Origin of the sequence: Mesorhizobium sp. C120A (genome assembly GCF_030323105.1) — a bacterium.
GTDB lineage: Bacteria > Pseudomonadota > Alphaproteobacteria > Rhizobiales > Rhizobiaceae > Mesorhizobium.
Genome location: NZ_CP100476.1, coordinates 4,201,921 through 4,217,660 on the forward strand (window position 1 = coordinate 4,201,921; position 15,740 = coordinate 4,217,660).

Sequence of the window (15,740 nt, forward strand, 5' to 3'; positions counted from 1 at the left end):
CCTCAGACCGTGAGATGCGCCGGGATGCGCAGATGCCGGCGAACTACGTCGACGAAAAGCGGATCGCGCTTGGCGGCCCAGAGGGCGGCAACATGGCCGATCGCCCAGATGGCGATACCGACGAGCCACAGACGCAGCCCCAGCCCCACGGCGCCCGCGAGCGTCCCGTTCATGATGGCGATGGCGCGCGGGGCGCCGCCGAGCAGGATCGGCTCGGTCAGCGCGCGGTGCACGAGGACCGTATAACCCGGTACTGTATAATCCGGCATTGGGCCGCCCTGTTCGACAGCGCCCACCATCAGACCAGCGCTCCGCCGCCGAACGAGAAGAACGACAGGAAGAAGCTCGACGCCGCGAAAGCGATGGACAGGCCGAACACGATCTGGATGAGCCGGCGGAAGCCGCCCGACGTGTCGCCGAAGGCGAGCGTCAGGCCGGTGACGATGATGATGATCACCGCCATGATCTTGGCGACCGGGCCTTCGATCGACTGGAGGATCTGTTGCAGCGGCTGTTCCCACGGCATCGACGAGCCGGAGGCATAAGCGGGCGCGGCCATCACCAGGAAGAGCGTGCCAACGGAAACAGTCATGGCAAGACGATGGCGCCCGAGGCGCAGGCGTTGGATCACGGATTTTCTCCTTCAGGGCTTTGGATGACCAAGGTTGTGCTGTCGTCGCCCTCAAGGACAGCTGGCGCGACCCGGTAATCACCGTCCGGGCGCAGCCCATCGACACAAGCGAGTTCGGACAGCCGGCGCGCGGAGCCGCGGCCGGAAAGGACGGCCACCAGATCGATTGTTTCGGCGATCAGCGCCCGCGGGACCGTGACGACGGCTTCCTGGATGAGCTGTTCCATGCGGTGGAGCGCGCCAATGGCGCTGCCGGCGTGGATCGTCCCGAGGCCGCCGGGGTGGCCGGTCCCCCAGGCTTTGAGCAGCTCGAGAGCCTCGGCCCCGCGCACCTCGCCGACCGGAATGCGGTCGGGCCGCAGGCGCAGCGATGAGCGAACAAGATCAGATAGAGACGCGGCACCGTCTTTCGTGCGCATCGCCACGAGATTTGGCGCGGCGCATTGCAGTTCCCGCGTATCCTCAATGATGATGACGCGATCGGCGGTCTTTGCCACTTCAGCGAGCAGCGCGTTGATCAGCGTGGTCTTGCCCGTGGATGTGCCGCCTGCAACGAGGATGTTCGCGCGGTTGGCAACGCCCAACCGAAGTGTGTCCGCCTGGCACGGCGACATGATCCCGGCCGCGACATAGTCTTCGAGGGTGAAGATGGCGACGGCGGGCTTGCGGATCGCGAAGGCGGGCGCCGCGACGACGGGAGGAAGAAGCCCCTCGAACCTCTCCCCCGTCTCCGGCAGCTCGGCCGAGACACGTGGGGAGCCGGCATGGACTTCGGCACCGACATGATGAGCAACGAGGCGAACGATGCGTTCGCCGTCCGCCGCCGACAAACGCTCTCCGGTGTCGGATAAGCCCTCGGACAGGCGATCGATCCACAAACGCCCATCGGGGTTGAGCATCACTTCAACGACGCCCGCGTCGTCGAGATAGCTCGCGATCGCGGGTCCGAGCGCTGTGCGCAACATACGTGCGCCGCGCGCCAGACCTTCTGAATTGTGATGCGAAGCCGCCATCCTGTCCCCGTTTCGATCCGGGGGACATGGGCGCCCCCTGGACGGGGATGATTAAGAGAGCCACATCTCGAGTGGTTTCAACACCTATGTCGAGGCGTAGTGGCGTAGCGTGCAAATACAGGAGATTGGCGGTGCCGACCGGCAATCAAAGGCTGACGATCTTCAGGCAAGGGCGGCGCTCGCCGTCAATTGTGCGCTCGTCGGCAAAGCCGTCTGGTCAAGCGGCCTCAGCACGAGTTGACCGTCGAGGCTTATGGCGCACCACAACATCCACCTTGTAATCGAGCCGATCGAGGCAACGCACGAGGCGATCTATCGAGAACTTGCCCGTTCGCCCGGTGACGATGGCGGAGACATCCGGCTGTTTCATCCCGAGCAGTTCAGCCGACTTCGCCTGGGTCAGGCGCCGGCGCTTGATAATGGCGCGGATCTCGCGGGCCAGCTTGGCCTTGAGCAATTCCTCTTCGGGATTGTCAAAGCCAAGGTCCGCAAACACGTTGCCGCTGCTCACTTCGGCGGTGATGTCTTCTGTCATGACTTTGTTCCTTTCCCATAGTTTTCGCGGTAGTGCGCCTCGGCCGCCTTCAATCGCACTGTCACGAGATCGATTTCGTGCTTGGGTGTCTCCCTGCCCTTCTTCGACTTCTTCTGGAAGCAATGAAGCACGTAGATCACCCCGGCAAAGCGCACCGCATAGACGGCCCGGTAGGTATCTCCGTCGAAGTCGTCGATCACCTCGAGGATGCTGCGGCCCCCAAACCCTTTCAGGGCTTTGACAGCCGGGTGCTCCTCACCATTCTGGGCGTCGTTGATTGCGACACCCATCAACCGGCGAACATCGACCGGAAACTCGCGCAGGTCGCCCTTCGAGGATCCCATCCACACCGTGGGCTTTTGGTTTTTCATTCTCCTGCCTTATAGCATACAGACTATAATTTTCAACCAAGAATCCTGATCGAGGCTTGCAAAATCTCAGTCCTCCCGTCCATTTAGCCCACGGGCCTGCCGGGCTGGTGGGTGTCCAGGCCGCCATCGATGTCCTCGGAGATCTCCTGGCGAAGCTTTGGACCTTTTGCCAGGCGCCGGCCGAGCGCGGTGACAAAGGCATCATAGCGCTCGCCCGCCTTGGCATGGGCAGCCTGCCCCGCGGGCTCGGGCAACGCTGGTGTTGTCGCCAGCCAGAAGCGGACGAAAACGGCGAGCGTCTCCACCGCAATTCCAACATCGCGCTCCTGGCGTGCCATGCGGCGATCGAGCTGGTCGAGCCGCTTGGTGATCGCCGCCTCCTGTCGCTCGGCGGCATCGGGTGAGAGGAACGACTCGATGGCCGCCTCGGCGACGAGCGACCGTGAAAAATCTCGACGCGCCGCATGTTCGGCCAGCCTGCTCATGACCTTCGGATCGAGATAGACGGACAGGCGTTGTTTGCGGGGTGGCTTTACCATGGGAGCCTCACATATCCACGCCGTCGCCGGGGTCGAGCGACACCTGTCGCGCAATGCCTTGCATCAGACGCGTCAGCCGACGGTTGCGGGCAACCTCGTCCTCCACGTCGTCTATGCGATCGATCTCGAATTCGTTCTCGGTCGAAGGCTTCACGACCTGCTCGACACGACTGAGCTCGGGTTGCCGACGACGCTCGGAATCAGTTGTGTCGTCATCCGTGGCCGACGGCGCCGACGTGGCTTCAGCAATCTGCGGACGGGAAGGCAGAGGCAGTTTCGTCCAGTCGTCGGGCCTCCCCTCCTCCGCCGCCGCCGTCAGCACCGGCGGCGGCAGGATACGTTCCTGGAAGCGAGCATCCTCATGATAGCGCGCCTTTTTGGCGCGGATAGGCGGCGCACCCGAAACCATGACGATCTCGTCGGTGGACGGCAGTTGCATCACTTCTCCAGGCGTGAGCAGCGGCCGAGCCGTCTCGGAGCGGGAGACCATGAGATGACCGAGCCACGGCGACAGCCGGTGGCCGGCATAGTTCCTCATGGCCCTCATCTCGGTCGCTGTTCCCAGCGCGTCGGACACCCGCTTGGCGGTGCGCTCATCGTTAGTGGCAAAGCTCACCCGGACATGGCAGTTGTCGAGGATTGAATTGTTGGCGCCGTACGCCCTCTCGATCTGATTGAGGGATTGAGCGATGAGGAAGCTTTTCAGCCCGTAGCCGGCCATGAAGGCGAGCGCCGACTCGAAGAAGTCGAGGCGGCCAAGCGCCGGGAACTCGTCGAGCATCAGGAGCAGCCGGTGCCCTTTCGCCCTCACCTGCAGATCTTCAGTCAAGCGGCGGCCGATCTGGTTGAGGATCAGGCGAATGAGCGGCTTGGTCCGGCTGATGTCGGACGGCGGCACGACGAGGTAGAGCGTCGTCGGATGCTCGTCGTCGATAAGGTCGCTGATGCGCCAGTCGCAGCGGCGCGTGACCTCTGCCACGACAGGATCGCGATAGAGGCCAAGAAACGACATGGCGGTGGACAGCACGCCGGAGCGTTCGTTGTCTGATTTGTTCAAGAGTTCCCGCGCGGCGTTGGCGATGACCGGGTGCGGACCGCCCTCACCCAGATGGGCTGTTTTCATCATCGCGGACAGCGTCGATTCGATCGGACGCTTCGGATCGGAGAGGAAACCGGCAACGCCGGCAAGCGTCTTGTCCTTCTCGGCGTAGAGGACGTGCAAGATTGCGCCGACCAGAAGGGCGTGGCTGGTTTTCTCCCAATGGTTTCGCCGCTCGAGCGAGCCTTCGGGATCGACCAGGATGTCAGCGATGTTTTGAACGTCGCGGACTTCCCATTCGCCGCGGCGCACCTCGAGCAGCGGGTTGTAGGATGAGGATTTCGGATTGGTCGGATCAAACAGCAGGACCCGGCCATGCCTGGCGCGAAAACCCGCGGTGAGTTGCCAGTTTTCGCCCTTGATGTCGTGAACGACGGCGGAGCTCGGCCAGGTCAGCAGCGACGGGACGACGAGGCCGACACCCTTGCCCGAACGTGTGGGCGCGAAGCACAGCACATGCTCCGGCCCATCGTGGCGCAGATAGGCGCTGTCATATCGTCCAAGCACCACACCATCGGGGCCGAGAAGGCCCGTTGCCTTGACCTCCTGCTTGTCGGCCCAGCGGGCGGAGCCGTAGGTCTCGACCTTCTTGGCCTCTCGAGCCCGCCAGACCGACATGCCGATGGCGACGGCGACGCAGGCGAAACCGCCGAAAGCCGCGATAAAGGCTCCCTCTACGAAGATCGACGGCGCGTAGGCATCGAAGCCATACCACCACCAGAAGAATGACGGCGGAAGGTAAAACGGAAAGCCCAGGACACGGAACCATGGCCTGCCGAGCTCGGGCTGGAATGCCAGGCGCCAGGCTACCCATTGCGTCGCGCTCCAGGTAGTGATCAGAACGATCATCAAGACCGCGAGGATCTGGCCCCAGAGTATCTTGGTGGCGGACATAGAAGCGGTCCTTTCTTCACAACGAGGTTAGAGACCGAGGCTCCGCTTGCGGGCGAAGCTCCAGTCGATGCCGCCGTCATCGCGAGCGACGCCCGAGACGTGGCGGCCAAGATGCTTTTCGAGAGACGGCGTCCAGGGCACCAGTTGGAAACCGAGGCCGTCATCCATCATGGCGAAGCGGCCGGAGGCGAGCGTGAAACGGTGCCGGTAGGAACCGGCCACAAACTCACCACTGCGAACGCGGTTGAACGGCTGGCCGGTTTCGGCCGAGAGCTTTTCGCCGAGCGCCTCCAACTCGCGGCGACGCAGCGTGTCTATTAGGTTGCGGGTGAAGGTTGTGCGTTGGCCATGCCGCTCGCCGAGGCCCTGTTGGACGAGGTGGTCGGCACGGAGCTGCATCGCCTGCCGCACCTCGGCGCCGAAGCCGCCTTCCGACAACGCAATCGGTTCGCAGGCGATGTTCTGGCGATCGAGCCAGGTGGCGCCGGCGGCGGTAACCTGCCGCTCAATATCGAGATCGGAACGGACAGCGAGCGCCACGCGACCATGTCCCTGCGCGTCACTGAACTTGCGCAGCTCGACGATCGAACCCGGAGCGCTGTCGCCGGCGGCATCGAGATCGGACAGCTTGATGTGATGTGTGCGGCCGTCGGTGCCATCGACCACGGCGTAGGCGCTGCCCTTCAGCTCATCATCAAGGCCGCGGTCGACCAGCCGACCGACGATAGGCGAGTCAAGGCGCTCCGCCGCCAGCACATAGTTCGCCGCGCCGCGCTCGATGCCCTGTTCTGTCAAGGCGCGATGCATACGCTTGATGATGTCGCCGCGCTCACCAAGCTCGCGCAGCGTCTCCTCGGCCTTTTCGCCGATCATCCATTGGCCTGGGCCGACCTGTTCGGCAAGGCCAAGGGTTTCGAGCTTGCGCACCCGCCCGACCTTCAGCACGTGATACTCATCGGGCTGAGCGTTCGCCGGGGACGCAAGATTGACAACGCCTGTGTCGCGGCCATCGCGAACAAGCTGCCGATCAAGTTGGGTCCAGCGTTCGGCTTCGACCTGGCGCTCCAGATTGCGATGGATGTCGACATCGGTGCGCGGGCCGAGCTCCTGCGTAACAAGGTCGGCGGCGCGGGCGCGCATCCCCTCCTTGATGTAATCGCGGGAGATCACAAGATCCTGCCCATCATCAGTCTGGCCGCGCAAAATGATATGAAGGTGCGGATTGTCGGTGTTCCAGTGATCGACGCCGGCCCAATCGAGCTTCGTGCCGAGGTCCTTTTCCATTTGGCCCATCAGATCGCGGGCGAAGGATTTGAGATCCGCCATTTCGACGGCATCTTCCGGCGAGACGATGAAGCGGAAGTGGTGCCGACCATCGCTGCACCGCTCGGCAAAAGCACCGTCATCCACCTCCCCGACTTTCGGCCCGAACAGCCTTGCCTTCTCCCCGTCACGGGTGACGCCCTCGCGGCGCAGATAGCTGAGATGGGCGGCAAGCGGCGCGGCGCGCGCGTGATGTCGCACCAGCCGTGTCTTGATGATCACGGTGCGCGAGCGGCCGGTGAGGAGACGATTGGCGCGCACGCTCGCCGAGCGGCCACGCCCGAAGGTCGAGCGATTACCCGGACGGATCCGGCCGGAGCGAGAGATACGGGCGCCCGCCTTCTGGGCGGCGGCAAGCGCCTGCGCGATGAAGGGCCTGGCGCGCTGGGTGCCCGATGAGCGGATGCGGCCGGGCCGGATTCGGAATCCATCCTCACCGTTCATGACGAAGATCCGCACATCGTGTCAAAACACGGAAATCACAGGTAAATGGGTGTTCCGCCGAGGTGCGCGAAACCTTCGCACCTCGCGGAAATGCTGCATAACCTATTGAAACAACACAACCGACCGACGCCGCACCTCGCGGCCTTTTATCTCGCCATCTTCCGGTTGTTCTGCCCACCTTCCGCCTCCATCCACGCCACGGTGCGCGGGAGCATGCGGTTGCGCGAAAACGCCCATGCGCGCTCATGGCTGGATCCTGTCGCCGGCTCGCGCCACGAAGAGGTCTTCGGACAGCGGCACGATGGCGGAGATATCGCGCACGATGGCGGAGATATCGCGCACGGTGGGTGCAGAGCTCGCGTCATTTGGTGGTCGCTCGGCCGGCACGAGAGCGACAGCCTGTATGCGATCCGGCTGACCGACGAAGAGCGAGCCGTGCTTCCACGGAATGGCCTCGACAGACGTGACTGCGAAAGGGCGCATACCCTCGCTTTCACCCATCAGGGGGGCAAGTGCTGCGTCATAGGCGCGGGTCTCGGCCGGTAACGGCCGTCCGGTAAGGTAGGCTTCGTAGCGTGCAGGTCCCGCATTGTAGGCGGCCAGAAACCCCGGTGAGCCGAAGCGATCGTGCAGTTCGCGCAGGTACGCCGTTCCTGCCATGATATTGTCGCGAGGATCGAACGGATCGCGGCCGAGCGACCAGCGGGCGCGCAGGTAATCCCATGTACCCGGCATGATCTGCATCAAGCCGCGGGCACCCGCGCTGGAGACGGCGCGCACATCGCCCGCACTCTCCTTGCGCATGATGGCGCGTATCAACGCGGTCGGAACGCCGAAGCGGTGCGAGGCTTCGCTGATTTGCGTGCCGAAAGGATCGCGCTGCGACGATCGTGTGAGAGGTGTTTCCTGCGCCAAGGTCGCCGCCGGCATGACGGTCGCAACGGACAGGCCGCAAAGGAGGAGCAGAGCCATGCGCCGGGCAGCGCGAAGCGGCCCGGGCGCACCGCGATGGCTCGTCGACGGACGGCGAGCGCGCATCGTTCAATCCTTCCCGCTGCGGTCGCGCGGGCGCGCCCAGTGCAGCGACCAGGACGTTTTGTCGTCGCCATTGCGAAAGAGGTTCGCGCGTATCGGCTGCGCGAAGGTCGGGTCGTCGAGCTGGATCGAGACATAGTCTCCGGCCTTTTCGCTGGAGCGTTTCCAGCCGGCACCAATCTCGGGGCCGTCCTCGTTTCCGGCGTGAATGCGGTAGTCAGGCGCATTCTCCGTTTCGCTCGCCTCTGCCGCCAGAATGGCGATATCCAGGTTGAGGCTGAGCGTGTGGATGCGCCCGTTATAGCCAGTCTTCTGGCGCGTGAATTCTCCGATCTGCTGCATGTCAGGCTCCTGTTTTCAGTTGTGCGGTGGTGGGCTGGCGGCCCGACACGCGCCGCCGGTCGCGCGCTCACCGCATTGGCGCGCGCCTTCGAAGCGGCCGTTGCCGCCCTCGTCCGTCCACAGTGGGACGGCGCGGCCGATGATCTGGCTGGTGGCGAGGAGGCCGAAGTAGCGTCCATCGAGACTGTCGCGGACCTGCCAGTTCATCAGGAAGACTTCGCCGCTCGCGATGCGGCGGCAGCCCTGCCAGACCGGCAGGTCACGGCCGGCCCGATCACGCTCGAGCGCCGCGCCCGCCTCGATACCGTCGACGGTGATGGTGAGGTTCGAGCGACAGACTCGTTGCCCGGAAACGCCAAGGATGCGCTTCAAGAGTGGCACGCCCCTCGGCAGATAGCCGCGATCGGCGAGGAACGCCGCGAGTGGCTCGGGGGCGTCGACGGCGACAAGATCGGTGACCTCGAACGGTCCGTGAAAGCCGATCGTATAGAAGCCGATCGGTGCGCTGGCTGACGCATTCCAGATGAGCTTCGTGGGCGTCGAAGTGAGGCCGGGATAGCCGACGCCCATGGTTGCGACAACGCTGGCGAGGATGATCCCGGCGCGCGTCACGGCTCGGTCCTCTTGCGCAGCAGGAAGGCGCGATGTTGGTCGAGTGTGTAGCTGCGCGGCTCGTGGCCTGCGGTTATCCGGTTGTGGATGTGCCGCCAATGATCGGGCGACACCAACTCAGGCTCGATGTCGAGGCGCTGGATGGCGTCGATCGCCTGCAGCACGCGTTCGACCTTGGGCCAGCTCTCGACCTTCAGAAGGATGTCGCCGCCAGGCCGCACGAAGGGCAGTGTCTGATAGGCTTCGCCACGTGATACCGCACGCACGATATCGATGCGTGAGATGATCGTTCCGAAGTCGTTCGCGGCCCACCGCACGAAGGCGAAGACCGCGCCGGGACGATAGGACAGGATGCGCCGGCGACGATCAACAATCTGTTCGTGGGCGGGCGTGCCGAACCGTATCCAGTTCTCGATCCTCTTCTCGACCCAGGTCAGTTCGACATGGACGAGATTATCGGCAGCGTGGTCCGTGGCCGGGAATGCGCCGCGCATGCGGGGAGCCGCGGTGCCAGTCATTTCGGTTCTCCTGATGCAGTGGGAAATGCGCGCGCGAGCCTCGCGGGCAGCGTGTTGGCGACGAGGAGGTCGTGCTCGAAAGCGGCGATGCATGCGCGCTCCTGAGTCGTCATGTCGGTGGTCGGGCGCACGACGAAGGTCGCGAACTGATTTCCCTTGCAGGTCAATTCACCGGCGAGAAGCAGCGTCAAAGTTGCCTTGCCGACACGGCTCTTTTGATTGCGGAGTGCGGCGATCATCGGGTGGCTTTCGAGCGCGGATCAAGAGGCGGATTCGGGGCGTCAGAGACGCTGGTTGCCGTGTTGCGACCGCCAGAAACCGTCGACGTTTGGGGGGTGTTGTTGGTGGTTACGCTGAGTGCGTGGCTGGCTCGCCGGACGAGCCTCTGCACATCGCGCGCGCGCTCTTCAGAGTTAGAGTCGGGGTTAGAGTCTAAGTTAAGGGCGCGATTTCGGCTTTGCTTTCTAAGGGTTAGGCCCCGTTTGGGTTCCTGATAGCACGAGCCTGCGGTTCCCGATGGCACGATAGTTCCGGTTCCGGATAGCACGATGCCGCCCACAGGCTTTCCACAGAAGCCGATCCGCTCGAAAGCGAGCAGCGTCCGGCCGCCCATCTCCACTTCGAGGAAGAGCGTGTAGCCGGGCAGCGGCTGGCGGCGGATGATGTCGCGTAGCTCGAAGGCAAAGCGCTTGTGGGGTGACAGGCTGCCGGATTTCTGGTGCAGGTGACGGAAGTCGAAGCGCCAGCCGTCGGGCTGGCGTCCGCCATGCTTGCGCACCAGCCGATAGAGCCAGCGCTCCAGCCCGCCAGTGAGGTCGAAATAGGCGCGATCGATCGTCAGCACGAGCGCGTCATCGAGGACTGCCTGGTAGAACCAGTCGGGGACGATCAACTCGATCCCCGCGGGTTTGCCATGGCGATCGATGCGCTCCTGCCACTCATTGATCCATGAGAAGCGGTGACGCCGGCCTTCGGCGGGCTGACGAATCGTCGTCGAGACGGTGGTCGACTGCAGCCGGTCAAGCCCCGCCTTCAGGCGCTGATAGTCGCGCAGGCTCTTGCCGCGGCCAACGAAGGTCAGAATCTCATAGGGCGTGGCGGCCATCAGACGCGAGGTGCGAAGGCCCGCGTCGCGCGCCTCGACGATCTGGCTTGCGGCCCAGATCAGGATGTCGGCGTCCCAGATGGTCGCCATGCCATGATCGGGTACGGCTTCGACCCGGATCGTGACGTTGCCGGCCGTGAAGTCGATTGGCGCGACGCGATGGGTCTTGGAGAGGGAGAAGAACGGATAGGCCATGAGATCCTGCGCATCTCGTGGGGCGAAGTCGCCAGGCAGCGCCCTGAACAGGTCAAGCTGCCCGCGCTCCGAAAGGGATTGGTTTCGCGTCGCCATTTGGAATCCGCGCGCGATCAGCGTGTGTATCGTCCGCCGTGCGTCTGCGGCGTCGGCATGTGACGCTTGGCCGGCAGGACCGACCCACGAGGGTCGGATGTTGAGGTGACAGCGCCGCGTTCGGCCCAAGCCTGAAGATCGTCGACGGCATAGACGACACGGCCGCCGAGCTTGCGGTAGGAAGGGCCAGTGCCATAGGTACGGTGCTTTTCGAGCGTGCGGGCGGACAGGCTGAGGAAATCCGCGGCTTCCTTGGTGCGCAGGAAGCGCGGCGGCAAAACGGCGATATCGGGTCGCATGGGTCGAACCTCCGTGGGGTTTTGGGCAACCGCTGGCGTTCAGCGGTGGGCGGAGACCACGGTGGCGGAGAATGGGCTTCGCAAGGGATGGGGAAGTTGAGGGGGGCTAAAACTCCACCCCCTTTGCGCGGCCAGACCCGCTAGGATCGACGGCGATGACGCAGGATTTGCAAATAGCCGCCGCCGATCATGGCGGTGGCGCCTTCGACCAGGCCGATCACCGCATCGCGCAGCGCGGAGGTCTTCCAGGGATCGGCGGCGACGCGCTTAGACCCGTAAAGCGCGATCGCAATGTCGCGGTAGCTCGCGCCATTCGAGTGGCCGTCAGCGGCCTGCATCATCAGTCGAAAGCGGCGGCGCTGCTGCGGGGTCATCCGCGTGTCCGAAGGTGGGGGGCGCCCCTGCAAGGAACGCCAGAAACGGGCGAGTGCTTCGATCCGTCCCAACGTCTCTGCATCCAGGGGGATCAGCGCCGCCAAAGGACCGTGCGGCTCACTACCGGGCAGAAGCAAAAGTTGAGTGGCGACACCTGCACTATGGACAGTGTGACGTCCTTCCGGGCTGTCGTGGAGCACGCCCGGGCCGGTCAACGGCGTCGATCGCAAGGAAGACAGAAATTCCGGCGCCGGCACGAGAGAAACCACAGCTGGATCGACGTCAGGCGACCAGAAAACGTCTTGCGCCAAGGCGGACAAATCCGGCCTGGCCGGGAAATCGTAACCCCCACTGCCGCTGTGCCTCAGGGGGAACGGTGCTTTTTCGGCTCTTGTGGTCAGGAGCGCTTGGTAGTGCCGTTGATAGGGTTCGTGACGCCGCAGACACTCCCAGGCGAGCCCCTCGATGGGTAATGTATCGAAATAGTCGTAACTGTCATTGTCTCGCCAATGCGACGTATCCGGCCTCATCCAAGAGCTCCTCGCAAACAACGCGTAAACCCCGCCTCCGAACGATTCCGTGTTGTAGCGATTGGCGGAAGACTCTTGCTGGGCATCGGGTGATGCCGCTTCGGCATCACCCGCGAACCACAGGTGCTGTGGTGCTAGCTGCCGGGTCGACGCAAGAGATGACGGTAGCCTGCACGCGCCATCCAGCGCGCTCGCGCCAGATGGCTGTCGTGGATGCGCCGGGCGCGTTGTGGCTCCTTCGTCAGATCAATGCCGAAGAGGATTTCGACCACCTCGCGCCAGTCCGCACCGTCGTCGGCGGCGTCAAGCAGGCGCATATAGAGCTTGACGTGGTCCCGATCGTATTCGGTGAGTTCGTCACTGGTCGGCGCGGTTTCGTCAAACGGCTCGATCATCGCTTGCCTCCTCTTCACAGAGTGAGCCTGCATTTTATAGAAGCAATTTTGCCAGCGGAGGATGGTTGATCAGCATCGGGCGATGCGGTTTCGGCATCGCTCTCAGCTTGGGAGAACCGAACCGGACGTCCGCGGAAGAAGGCCCCGGCCTTCCGGCCGGGGCCTGCGCGGGTCCTTAGTCACCCCGCCGTGCGTTCGGGCGGGACCAGATGAGCGAGAAACCCTCACCTTCCTCGTCGTCGAAGAGGTTGGCGTAGATCGGGGCGTTGAAGCTCGGATCGTCGAGCTTGAGACCCAGGTAGTCGCGGCCCTCGTTGGAGGTCTTCGACCATGCGGCACCGATCTCGGCGCGGCCGACCAGCACCCGGTGGCTGGGAGCGTTCTCGCCAGTGGCGCGTGTGTCTGGGACGATGCGCACGTTCTTGGCCTGGACGCTGAGGGTGACGATTTCACCGGTGAACTCGTTCGAGGCGGACTTCTTGAAGGTGCCGATGGTAGCCATTGTAAGTCTCCATTTTCTGATCCCGAGCCCGCACCATGCGGCCTCGATGGCGATCACTTGGCCGGAGGCGAGCGACGACGCATCGCTTGCGACCGGAGCAACGCGGAGGACGGCGCAGGAACGACTTTCTTGTCTCGCGAGGAATGGCGGTGCTCGGGGTCCTCATGCCCTTGCGGCATGGGGTGGGAGCCGGCAGGGGAAGAAAGTAGAGACGCGCCGTTGCGGCCTAGGCGGTCGAGGCTTCAGCCGTCCTTCGGCCAGATCAGCCCATTGAAGAGGCGGTTTGGAGCGCTCTTGGGACAGATTGGCAACGGCGACGTTGGCGAACAACGAGCCTCCAGCAGATCGTTGCGAGTTCACTGGCGTCGTCCACGCATTCCAAACGCCGGGAACCCCACGCACCTCCAGCGCGGCAGTCACCGGCCGCGCTGCCGTCCTGCCACCGATTGGTCGGCCTGCCATGCGGCATCGACCGAAAAATGTCCAAGTCCACAGACGGGGCCGCGCCGGCACGTGGCCGTTGCTCGATCCATGGCATGCATCCCGAGTGCTCCAACCACCGAGGACAAGGAGGCCAAGCCTTCATCGCTCTGGTCCACCCGCCTCGCTCGCGCGGGTTTAAGCTCGAACCATGTCCCTACCGGATTGGTCGGCGGCGGCCATGCCCGCGACCCGCAGATATGCCGTGACGCCGACGGCGATCGCGCCAATGACGGAAAAGACGACCTGCCAGACTTCCGAAGGCATCATGTGATTCGCGATGCCATGAGTGGTATGGTATCCGGCAACGATCGCGGGAGCGACGAAGACCATCGCGATCGCCAGCTTTGCCCACATTGGCCTGATAACGCAGAGGAGGATTTGGCCGACGCCGAGTGTCAACCCGGCTGCGAGGATGCCGACAAGGATCGCGCCAAGCCAGCCGGTACCGGTGTTGAATGCCCATGTACTTGCGTTGACGCCGACGACCAAAGGGAGGGCGACGATAGCAAGCGTGAAGAGCAACCAGCACAAGATGCCGATGGCCGCGATGCAAAGGAGAATGCCGAGGATGATCATGGTGGTGTCTCCGAGAGAATGACTCTGGTGATTGCGCCTTCCACCACCACCTGGCGCAGTGCACAGCATAGCAAGGGAAAAGCGCGGGCGAAACCCGCCGGTGTTCTTGCATCGCCAAGCGCGATGTCCGCCCCGTCATGGGGTGAATGGGTCAATTTCGCCGATGATGGCTGTGTCGTCGCCGTCATACTCGTTAGCCGGGACGACCGAGAGAGTGCCGTCGCCAGCACGAAAGATGACGATGGTGACCATGAGAGTGGCGGCGAGGCTGAAGGCGAAGGCATGTGCGTCGGCGAAGGACATCGATCCGGCTCCTGTTTGAAGCGGAGGACCCTCCCCCGCTGACAGGCGCCCGATGTGTTCGGCCGATGGCCGCAATCACCGCGAAGGTGAAGCCGGAGCGGCGGCACGCTTCGCGTAGTCCGACCCCTTGCGGGTTGATGGCGTCAGGCCGTCGGCCGGACCAAGGATCAGCGCAATGGATCGCGGGTGTGGTCATCTTCAAGTCAGGAGCAGCGGGCGTTGTTGGCGCGACGCCCGTGCTACAGGAGAGCCTGAGCAAGCTGTCGCGCGATGTGGCGGGCGTCGAGCGAGAAACCGGGCGGCCATGATCGCGATGGGTCCCGTTGGAAGCCGCCACGCTGAAAATGAGGATGAAGCTGGGCGATGACGCTGTGCACTCGCGGTGGCAGGCCCAATCCAGCTCGTTCGGCGTAAAGAGCCGCTTTGCCGAGATCGTGCCCGAAATGGCGGCGGTTCCAAGGATCGCCGGTCGCAACTCTGAGAAGATGTAGACTTCAGGAGCAATTCAATGGCGATGGCGATGGCGTGAAGGACCGCATTGATGCGGCGGCGCTTATGCGCCGCCGTTGCCTAGCCGATAGACCGGGATACCGAGCTTGCGAGCCTTGTCCGCCAGGTTCTCCTGAATGCCGGTGCCCGGAAAGACGATGACGCCGATCGGCATGACCGCCAACATCTGGTCGTTGCGCTTGAAGGGAGCGGCCTTGGCATGTTTGCTCCAGTCGGGCTTGAAGGCGACCTGCTGCACCTTGCGATGATCGGCCCAGCGGGCGGCGATCTTTTCGGCGCCTTTCGGTGATCCGCCGTGCATCAGCACCATGTCGGGGTGCTTGGCGCGGATTTGGTCGAGCTTTGCCCAGATCAGCTCGTGATCGGCCGTATCGCCGCCGGAGAAGGCGATCTTGGGGCCGGCGGGTAACATGATTTCGGTTTCCGCGCGCCGCTTGGCCGTGAGGAAGTCGCGGCTATCGATCAATGCGGCGGTGAGATGGTGGTGGTTGACCATCGACCCCGTGCGCGGTCGCCAGGCCGAGCCGGTGTGCTGATCGTAGTGATCGGCGGCCTGGTCACGCATGAGCTCGAAGGCGTCGCGCCGTTCGATCATGGTCTGGCCCTGGGCGGTGAGTGTCTCGAGTTCAACCGCCTTGATCTCGCTGCCGTCCTGTTCGCGCTGCAGGCGGCGCTGGGCCTGCTCGTTGTCGTCCAGTTGCCGCTCGATCCGTTGTACAGCTCGGTGGAAGACATTGGTGACGGACCAGAGGAGGTCATCGAGGTCGGGTTCGAGGCGCGTGTCGCTCAGGGTGGCGATGAGGGCGTCAAAGATGTCGGCGACGGCTCCGGCCGCGTGGTCGCCACCAGGGAGCGGTCGCGGATCGGGCTCGTCGGCAAATGGGCGCCAGCCATAGAGCTGGAGTTCGGTGAGGATGTGATCGGTCGGAGAAGCGGCGTGGTGCGGTTCGGTGTCGTCGTGCTCGCTCATGGGGATGCTCCCGTCGGTTTGACCGCGACCCTCGCGGCCTTCATG

Annotated in this window: 20 protein-coding genes and 1 pseudogene; all 21 read right to left on the bottom strand. The window is 63.9% G+C overall.

Translation table 11 applies throughout. The annotated features are described in order from the left end of the window. Positions 1-2 precede the first annotated feature (2 nt). Positions 3-269: a VirB3 family type IV secretion system protein gene (locus NL532_RS20445; RefSeq protein WP_245264589.1), complete on the bottom strand. Its 267-nt coding sequence runs from the start codon at positions 267-269 to the stop codon at positions 3-5. A gap of 29 nt (positions 270-298) precedes the next feature. Then, positions 299-592: a TrbC/VirB2 family type IV secretion system protein gene (locus NL532_RS20450; protein WP_081731038.1), complete on the bottom strand. Its 294-nt coding sequence runs from the start codon at positions 590-592 to the stop codon at positions 299-301. Positions 593-627: 35 nt separating this feature from the next. Next, the gene (gene trbB / locus NL532_RS20455) at positions 628-1,644 is read right to left on the bottom strand and encodes a P-type conjugative transfer ATPase TrbB (RefSeq protein ID WP_023731544.1); all 1,017 of its coding nucleotides are present in this window, start codon (positions 1,642-1,644) and stop codon (positions 628-630) included. 217 nt (positions 1,645-1,861) lie between these two features. Beyond that, the gene (locus NL532_RS20460; RefSeq protein WP_023707464.1) at positions 1,862-2,179 is read right to left on the bottom strand and encodes a helix-turn-helix domain-containing protein; all 318 of its coding nucleotides are present in this window, start codon (positions 2,177-2,179) and stop codon (positions 1,862-1,864) included. Then, positions 2,176-2,523 carry a type II toxin-antitoxin system RelE/ParE family toxin gene (locus NL532_RS20465; protein WP_031199999.1) on the bottom strand — a complete coding sequence of 116 codons (348 nt, stop codon included), beginning with the start codon at positions 2,521-2,523 and terminating at the stop codon, positions 2,176-2,178. The genes NL532_RS20460 and NL532_RS20465 overlap by 4 nt, the downstream gene beginning before the upstream one ends. Before the next feature lie 110 nt (positions 2,524-2,633). Next, positions 2,634-3,089, bottom strand: coding sequence for a ribbon-helix-helix domain-containing protein (locus NL532_RS20470; RefSeq protein ID WP_023731546.1), 456 nt, complete (start codon positions 3,087-3,089; stop codon positions 2,634-2,636). A 7-nt stretch (positions 3,090-3,096) separates the two neighbouring features. Continuing rightward, positions 3,097-5,082, bottom strand: a complete 1,986-nt coding sequence (locus tag NL532_RS20475; RefSeq protein WP_023829551.1) for a conjugal transfer protein TraG — start codon at positions 5,080-5,082, stop codon at positions 3,097-3,099. A 27-nt stretch (positions 5,083-5,109) separates the two neighbouring features. Then, entirely contained in the window at positions 5,110-6,849 is a 1,740-nt protein-coding gene (locus tag NL532_RS20480) for a relaxase/mobilization nuclease domain-containing protein (RefSeq protein WP_031203376.1), read from the bottom strand. A gap of 243 nt (positions 6,850-7,092) precedes the next feature. Continuing rightward, complete coding sequence (locus NL532_RS20485) at positions 7,093-7,887, bottom strand: lytic transglycosylase domain-containing protein (RefSeq protein WP_031203377.1); 795 nt, start codon at positions 7,885-7,887, stop codon at positions 7,093-7,095. Positions 7,888-7,890: 3 nt separating this feature from the next. After that, the gene (locus NL532_RS20490; RefSeq protein WP_023829554.1) at positions 7,891-8,226 is read right to left on the bottom strand and encodes a DUF736 domain-containing protein; all 336 of its coding nucleotides are present in this window, start codon (positions 8,224-8,226) and stop codon (positions 7,891-7,893) included. Positions 8,227-8,293: 67 nt separating this feature from the next. Further along, positions 8,294-8,838 (bottom strand): annotated as a pseudogene (locus NL532_RS20495) (S26 family signal peptidase). Continuing rightward, complete coding sequence (locus NL532_RS20500; protein WP_023731552.1) at positions 8,835-9,356, bottom strand: DUF2840 domain-containing protein; 522 nt, start codon at positions 9,354-9,356, stop codon at positions 8,835-8,837. Before NL532_RS20500 ends, NL532_RS20495 begins: the two are co-directional and overlap by 4 nt. Further along, positions 9,353-9,595, bottom strand: a complete 243-nt coding sequence (locus tag NL532_RS20505; protein ID WP_023829556.1) for a hypothetical protein — start codon at positions 9,593-9,595, stop codon at positions 9,353-9,355. The genes NL532_RS20500 and NL532_RS20505 overlap by 4 nt, the downstream gene beginning before the upstream one ends. Then, entirely contained in the window at positions 9,592-10,752 is a 1,161-nt protein-coding gene (locus NL532_RS20510) for a replication initiator protein A (protein ID WP_023829557.1), read from the bottom strand. The genes NL532_RS20505 and NL532_RS20510 overlap by 4 nt, the downstream gene beginning before the upstream one ends. Before the next feature lie 17 nt (positions 10,753-10,769). Continuing rightward, complete coding sequence (locus NL532_RS20515; protein WP_023731555.1) at positions 10,770-11,051, bottom strand: helix-turn-helix transcriptional regulator; 282 nt, start codon at positions 11,049-11,051, stop codon at positions 10,770-10,772. Positions 11,052-11,191: 140 nt separating this feature from the next. After that, positions 11,192-11,956 carry a DNA -binding domain-containing protein gene (locus tag NL532_RS20520; RefSeq protein WP_353654642.1) on the bottom strand — a complete coding sequence of 255 codons (765 nt, stop codon included), beginning with the start codon at positions 11,954-11,956 and terminating at the stop codon, positions 11,192-11,194. A gap of 134 nt (positions 11,957-12,090) precedes the next feature. After that, positions 12,091-12,384, bottom strand: a complete 294-nt coding sequence (locus NL532_RS20530) for a DNA -binding domain-containing protein (RefSeq protein WP_081726974.1) — start codon at positions 12,382-12,384, stop codon at positions 12,091-12,093. A gap of 142 nt (positions 12,385-12,526) precedes the next feature. Further along, positions 12,527-12,853, bottom strand: coding sequence for a DUF736 domain-containing protein (locus NL532_RS20535; RefSeq protein WP_023731557.1), 327 nt, complete (start codon positions 12,851-12,853; stop codon positions 12,527-12,529). A 618-nt stretch (positions 12,854-13,471) separates the two neighbouring features. After that, the gene (locus NL532_RS20540; RefSeq protein ID WP_023731558.1) at positions 13,472-13,912 is read right to left on the bottom strand and encodes a hypothetical protein; all 441 of its coding nucleotides are present in this window, start codon (positions 13,910-13,912) and stop codon (positions 13,472-13,474) included. 135 nt (positions 13,913-14,047) lie between these two features. Continuing rightward, positions 14,048-14,215 (bottom strand): hypothetical protein, encoded by a 168-nt coding sequence (locus NL532_RS20545; protein ID WP_023731559.1) that lies wholly within the window; start codon positions 14,213-14,215, stop codon positions 14,048-14,050. A gap of 553 nt (positions 14,216-14,768) precedes the next feature. Continuing rightward, complete coding sequence (locus tag NL532_RS20550; protein WP_023731561.1) at positions 14,769-15,695, bottom strand: DUF2493 domain-containing protein; 927 nt, start codon at positions 15,693-15,695, stop codon at positions 14,769-14,771. Positions 15,696-15,740 lie beyond the last annotated feature (45 nt).